4 protein-coding genes and 1 pseudogene are annotated in these 6392 nt (G+C 48.9%); all 5 read left to right on the top strand.

The window, feature by feature from the left end; translation table 11 throughout:
* The first annotated feature begins 662 nt into the window (after positions 1 to 662).
* The 5 genes and pseudogenes from ALO_RS14140 (at position 663) to ALO_RS14120 (ending at position 6313) form a co-directional block, all read left to right on the top strand.
* Positions 663 to 1436, top strand: a complete 774-nt coding sequence (locus tag ALO_RS14140) for an IclR family transcriptional regulator (RefSeq protein WP_004096960.1) — start codon at positions 663 to 665, stop codon at positions 1434 to 1436.
* A 202-nt stretch (positions 1437 to 1638) separates the two neighbouring features.
* Positions 1639 to 2538, top strand: coding sequence for a 4-hydroxy-tetrahydrodipicolinate synthase (dapA, locus tag ALO_RS14135; RefSeq protein WP_004096958.1), 900 nt, complete (start codon positions 1639 to 1641; stop codon positions 2536 to 2538).
* Between the two features lie 30 nt (positions 2539 to 2568).
* Positions 2569 to 3456, top strand: a pseudogene (gene garR / locus ALO_RS14130) (2-hydroxy-3-oxopropionate reductase); the annotation flags it as partial.
* A gap of 72 nt (positions 3457 to 3528) precedes the next feature.
* Entirely contained in the window at positions 3529 to 4872 is a 1344-nt protein-coding gene (gene gudD, locus ALO_RS14125) for a glucarate dehydratase (protein ID WP_004096953.1), read from the top strand.
* A 76-nt stretch (positions 4873 to 4948) separates the two neighbouring features.
* On the top strand, positions 4949 to 6313 hold the full coding sequence (locus ALO_RS14120) for an MFS transporter (RefSeq protein ID WP_004096951.1): 1365 nt from the start codon (positions 4949 to 4951) through the stop codon (positions 6311 to 6313).
* Positions 6314 to 6392 lie beyond the last annotated feature (79 nt).

Below are 6392 nucleotides of genomic sequence, written 5' to 3'. Positions count from 1 at the left end.
TTATTGACAACAAGATTAAAACATCGGTTATGCTGGGCGGATCACTTTTTAGCATATAGTTTCTGAATTAATAATACGTCCTGAAGAAAGCGATTAAAACAGGAATTCAATATTGGGAAAAGAAAGTAATTATGATAATAAGCTCTTAGACACAGGAAGTGGATTCCTTACAGGCAGAATTTATTGGGGGATTAATAGAGAAATTGTTTTTCTAAAGCCTAATAGAATGTCAATATCCCCGTCCCCCGACACTCCACGTCCCCCGACACTCCACAATTCTCGGGTACTAAGCTGGCGGGAATTGATCTTAGCACTTGTCAATTTTGTCAGCTAGCCTTAACTGCCAATGATCTTCGCAATTGTATCATCGCCCCCGAACAAGCTATAGCTCTTGCTAACATCTTTGGAGTGGTTATAAAGGAGTAGGATACCATTTGCAAAAAAGTTTGGCTATGATGTATATCAGGATATTGGAGGGTATATATGAGAAATACAAAGGCGACATCTTTAATGATACATGCATATCAGAAGTTAGGTTTTTTTAGTATTGACTCCCTGTGGCTGCAACCTCGGCACAAATACTTGCGCAAATAATACTTATTCTATATTATGTATATATTAAATAGTATTTCAATATGTGAAATTTTTGAGGGGTGATACCTATGCCGAACGAAACGCAGAAAGAGGTATTGAACAATAGTATTGCGAAAGCTGTGACGATACTCAACTGTTTTTCTTATGAGAAACCTCGGCTGCGCTTAAAGGATATTGCGGCGGCAACAGGTATCAATCAGGCAACAGCATACCGCATGTTGAATACCTTAAAAGAATTTGGATTAATTGAGCAGCAGGAAGGGATTTACTCTTTAGGCAAAGGCTTTCTCAAATACGAAGGGATTGTTTTAAACTCCATGGAGATCAGGCGGATAGGACTTCCTCTCCTTGAAGAACTCTCCAATACGCTAAAGGCCAATGTCAATTTAGCTATTCTCGATGACAATGAAGTGGTATATATTGCGCGGGCCGAAACACCGTATTGTTCTTATGGCTACTTTCATATCGGCATGAGAAGGCCGATTTATTGCACGGCTTTGGGCAAAGTCCTAACCTGTAAAAACCCGGAGATAGCCCGGGAAGCATTTAAGCGGGGAGTCAAGCGGTATACCTTCAGAACAATCGTCGAGGAGGCTGAGTTCCTGCAAGAGCTCGAAACAGTACGGCTTCAGGGGTATGCAATTGACCGCGAGGAGTGGAGCAATGGCATTAATTGCGCCGCCGCTCCCCTATATGATGCTGCCGGTACAATCGTGGCGGGAATCAGCATTTCCGGTCCGACGAGTGTGTATTCATGGGAAAAAATCCAGGAATTTGTACCTTTGTTAATTGATTATTCACACCGGATATCAGCCCGTATGGGAGCGCGGGGCGGCTGGTAACTTGCCGGCATAAATTTTGACCGAAGGAACGTTGGCAAAGCCAGGCGTTCTTTTTTTTATTTTTTTCTTCAGACAGCAGGAATTTAAAGTTAGCGAGAGAATATAAAAATCAATTTTAATATATAAAACACGATATCAAATAATGAAATTAAATATCGTTATTTGAAGTATGTGTAATGAAAGGAGTCAAGTGAACCGAGAAATGAAAACACATAAGTTTATGCCCCGGGGTATAATCCCTCCGGTTATTACGCCGCTTACCCCTGAGGGAAAGTTCAATGAAAAAGGCATGCGCAAACTGATCAACCATTTAATTGGCGGTGGAGTGCACGGGCTCTTTGTTACGGGGACAACCGGTGAATTTTACGGGTTTACCCTGGAAGAAAAACGGGAAATTTTCCTGACTGCTGTGGATGAAACTAAAGGCAGAGTGCCGGTCTATGCGGGGACGAATGGCATCACTACCCGCGAAAGTGTGATGTTGACCCAATTGGCCGAAAACTGCGGCGTAGACGCCGTATCGGTATTAACCCCCATGTTCATTTCGCCGAATCAACATCAGCTTTTCGAACATTACAAGACAATAGCGGCCAGTACGGCCCTGCCGGTTGTGCTCTATAACAATCCGTCCAAGACGGGTGTCAGCCTTACCGCTGCCACAGTTGCTAAATTATCCGAAATATCCAATATTGTCAGCATCAAGGATTCCAGCGGCGATTTGACTCTGACAGCGGAATATATTCGGTTGACGCGGGGAAATGCTGCTTTTAACGTGCTTATGGGCCGGGATACCCTGATCTACGGGGCCCTCTGCTACGGCGCCGCCGGTTCCATTGCCTCTTGCGCCAATGTAGCTCCCCGTCTGTGCGCCGATATTTATGACAAATTTATCGCCGGTGATTTACAGGGTTCTTTGGATGCGCAATTTACTCTGGCGCCTCTCAGAATTGCCTTTGACATCGGCACATTTCCTGTAGTCATCAAAGAATCTCTCAATATGCTCGGCATTGAGGCGGGTTTCTGCATGGACCCGGTAGGTCCGATGACTACTGACGAGCGGGAACGGTTGAGAAAAATTTTGGTTGAGATGGCATTGTTATAAACACTTGTAAATTTATATAAGGAGTCGGTTGGTATGAAAATTGGTTTTATTGGTCTCGGCATCATGGGTAAGCCCATGAGCAAAAACCTTTTAAAAGCGGGGTACGAACTTGTTGTTTTGGACCGTGTTACAGCTGCCGCAGAAGAAGTACGCGCCTGCGGCGCAATGGTTGCGGCTACTCCGAAGGCCGTTGCCCAGCAGGTGGATGTCGTTATAACCATGCTGCCGAATTCGCCCCAGGTAAGAGAAGTAGTGCTTGGTGAAAATGGCGTGATAGAAGGCGCTAAACCTGGCCTGACGGTGATTGATATGAGTTCCATTGCGCCGTTGGCCAGCCGCGAAATCAGTCAAAAACTCACGCAAAAAGGCGTGGAAATGCTGGATGCCCCGGTTAGCGGCGGTGAACCCAAAGCAATCGACGGCACGCTGTCGGTCATGGTCGGCGGCAAAAAAGAAGTATTTGATAAATATTATGATGTAATGAAAGTGATGGCGGCTTCTGTTGTTCGCACCGGCGATATTGGCGCCGGCAATGTTACCAAACTTGCCAACCAGGTGATTGTGGCCTTAAATATTGCCGCCATGTCGGAAGCACTGGTATTGGCGACAAAAGCCGGCGTAGAACCCGAACTGGTATATCAGGCAATCCGCGGCGGCCTTGCCGGCAGCACAGTCTTAGACGCCAAGGCGCCGCTGGTTATGGACCGCAAATTCGATCCCGGCTTCCGCATTAATCTACATATTAAAGATCTTGCCAATGTGCTGGAAACTTCTCATGAAATCGGAGTTCCCCTGCCGTTGACTGCCGCTGTGATGGAAATGATGCAGTCGCTGAAAGTGGCTGGCTTGGGTGACAGCGACCATAGCAGTTTGGTGAAGTATTATGAAATGCAGGCTCAGGTGGAAGTCAAGCGTTAGTCAAGTGGACGGGAGCTGATTCATTCAGAGTTCCCGTCTCATCATGAAAATTTACAGAATTGGAGTGATATTGTGAGTATTGAAACAGCAGGATCGCCGGCCGTTACCGATTTGCAAGTCATACCGGTCGCAGGGCATGACAGTATGCTGCTCAATCTCAGCGGCGCCCATGGACCTTTCTTCACGCGCAATATTGTGATCCTCAAAGACAGTGCAGGGCACACGGGAATTGGCGAAGTGCCCGGAGGAGAACGAATTCGCCGGACCATTGAGGAGGCCCGTCCATTGGTGATCGGGCAGCCCATCGGCAAGTATCTCAATATATTAAACACGGTACGGCAGAGATTCGCTGACCGCGACACCGGCGGGCGGGGGTTGCAAACATTTGACCTGCGCACCGCCATCCATGCCGTAACCGCCCTGGAGGCATCGCTGCTGGACCTTTTGGGCCAGTATCTCGGTATGCCTGTCGCCGCGCTGCTTGGCGACGGCCAGCAGCGGGATGCGGTTGAGATGCTGGGCTATCTCTTCTACGTTGGTGACAGGGAAAAAACAAAACTGCCTTATTACAGCAATCCCGGAGCAAAGAATAGCTGGCTGCGCCTTCGCCACGAGCAGGCGCTTACGTCCCGGGCGATAGTGACATTGGCGGAAGCGGCTTATGAGCGCTATGGCTTCAATGATTTCAAGCTAAAAGGCGGCGTGCTGGCCGGTGATGATGAAATGGAGGCAGTCGCCGCACTGGCCAGACGTTTTCCCAAAGCGCGCATCACCCTTGACCCTAATGGCGCCTGGTCGCTGGAAGAGGCCATTCGGCTCTGCCGCAACAAACGCGATGTGCTGGCTTATGCGGAAGATCCCTGCGGCGGGGAGAACGGTTATTCCGGCCGGGAAGTGATGGCCGAGTTTCGTCGGGTCACCGGCCTGCCGACGGCGACCAATATGATCGCCACCGACTGGCGGCAAATGGGTCATACCATTCAGCTGCACGCCGTGGATATCCCGCTGGCCGACCCTCATTTCTGGACCATGCGGGGGTCGGTGCGCGTAGCGCAGATGTGTCACGAGTGGGGGTTGACCTGGGGTTCCCATTCCAATAACCATTTCGATATTTCGCTGGCTATGTTTACCCATGTCGGCGCTGCCGCTCCAGGGAAGATTACCGCTCTTGACACACACTGGATTTGGCAGGAGGGCTGCGAGCGCCTGACCAAAGAGCCCTTGCAGATCGTCAATGGCAAAGTAGCCGTGCCTGATAAACCCGGTCTTGGCATCGAGCTTGACATGAAGCAGGTGGAAAAGGCCCATCAAGTTTATCAAAAGATGAACCTTGGCGCGCGCGACGACGCTGCCGCCATGCAATATCTCATTCCGGGCTGGCAATTTGATCATAAGCGTCCCTGCATGCTGCGTTAACGCTCAAAAATGGTATTGATAAAATTGAGAAAGGATAATGGATTTGACTTAGCGGCAAGTCCATGCGGTGAATTATATGAATACTGATAATATTACAGTAAGACAAGCCGGGGTCCCTGTGGACAAGAAAACCAATGTCCGCTGGATGATTGTAGCCGTATTGTTCTTTATTACGGTGATCAATTATGCCGATCGCGCCACTATCTCGCTTGCTGGCCCGGCTATAGCGAAAGAATTAAATTTGGATGCCGTATCAATGGGCTATATCTTTTCGGCTTTTGGCTGGGCCTATGTCATTTTTCAGCTTCCGGGCGGGTGGCTTTTAGACCGCTTTGGTTCAAAGCGGGTTTACGCATGCAGCATCTTCTTCTGGTCGCTTTTCACGCTGCTCCAGGGCGCGGTTGCTTTTTTTACCGGCGCCATAGCTGTCCTCATTTTATTTAGCTTACGTTTTCTGGTTGGAGCCGCCGAAGCCCCTTCTTTTCCTGCGAACAGCCGGATCGTTGCAGCCTGGTTTCCCGCAAATGAGCGAGGCACTGCTTCCGCCATCTTTAATTCAGCGCAATATGCGGCGACGGTGTTTTTTGCGCCGCTCATGGGCTGGCTGGTTCACACTTTCGGCTGGCATTATGTATTTACGGTCATGGGTGTGTTGGGAATTTTGTTTGTATTCATATGGAAAAAACTGATTTATAATCCTAAGGAGCATCCGCTGACCAACCAGGCTGAGATCGACTATATTGAAGAGGGCGGCGCTCTTGTGAATATGGATCAGGCCAAGAAAGACGGCGGCAAGCAGGAAGGCCCCAATCTGCATTATATTAAAGAATTGCTGAGAAATCGCATGATGCTGGGCATTTATATCGCCCAATATTGTATTAATGCCCTGACATATTTCTTTATTACCTGGTTTCCGGTCTATTTGGTGCAGGCCCGGGGCATGACCATATTGAAAGCCGGCTTCGTTGCGTCGATACCTGCGGTATGCGGTTTTGCCGGCGGGGTTTTGGGCGGCATTATTTCCGACTTCATGTTAAGAAAGGGATATTCTCTTTCTGTGGCCAGAAAAGTGCCGATTGTAGGGGGGATGCTATTGTCAATGAGCATCGTTGTTTGCAATTATGTCGATATTCAGTGGGTAGTCATTGCTCTCATGGCTCTGTCCTTCTTTGGGAAGGGTATTGGCGCGCTTGGCTGGGCGGTCAACTCTGACACTGCACCCAAACAAATAGCCGGACTCAGTGGAGGGCTTTTGAACACCTGCGGCAATCTCTCCAGTATTACCACCCCTATTGCCATCGGTTACATTCTACAGGCCACTGGCTCGTTTAACGGCGCGTTAGTCTATGTAGGCGCGCATGCTTTTATTGCCATGGCCAGTTATCTGTTTATTGTCGGCGAGATCAAACGGGTTGAACTGAAACCAATCCATGCCGAATAGTCCGGGCTTTATCAGCGAGGCCGCAGCCTGTGTCCGGATAGAGCAGGCTGCGATAAAACCCAGGAGTATGAGTATAAAA

The sequence above is a fragment of the Acetonema longum DSM 6540 genome, assembly GCF_000219125.1.
In the GTDB taxonomy this organism is placed as follows: Bacteria; Bacillota; Negativicutes; order Sporomusales; family Acetonemataceae; genus Acetonema; species Acetonema longum.
The sequence above is the reverse complement of the archived record's forward strand: the minus strand, read 5'-3'. Positions and strand labels throughout refer to the sequence as shown.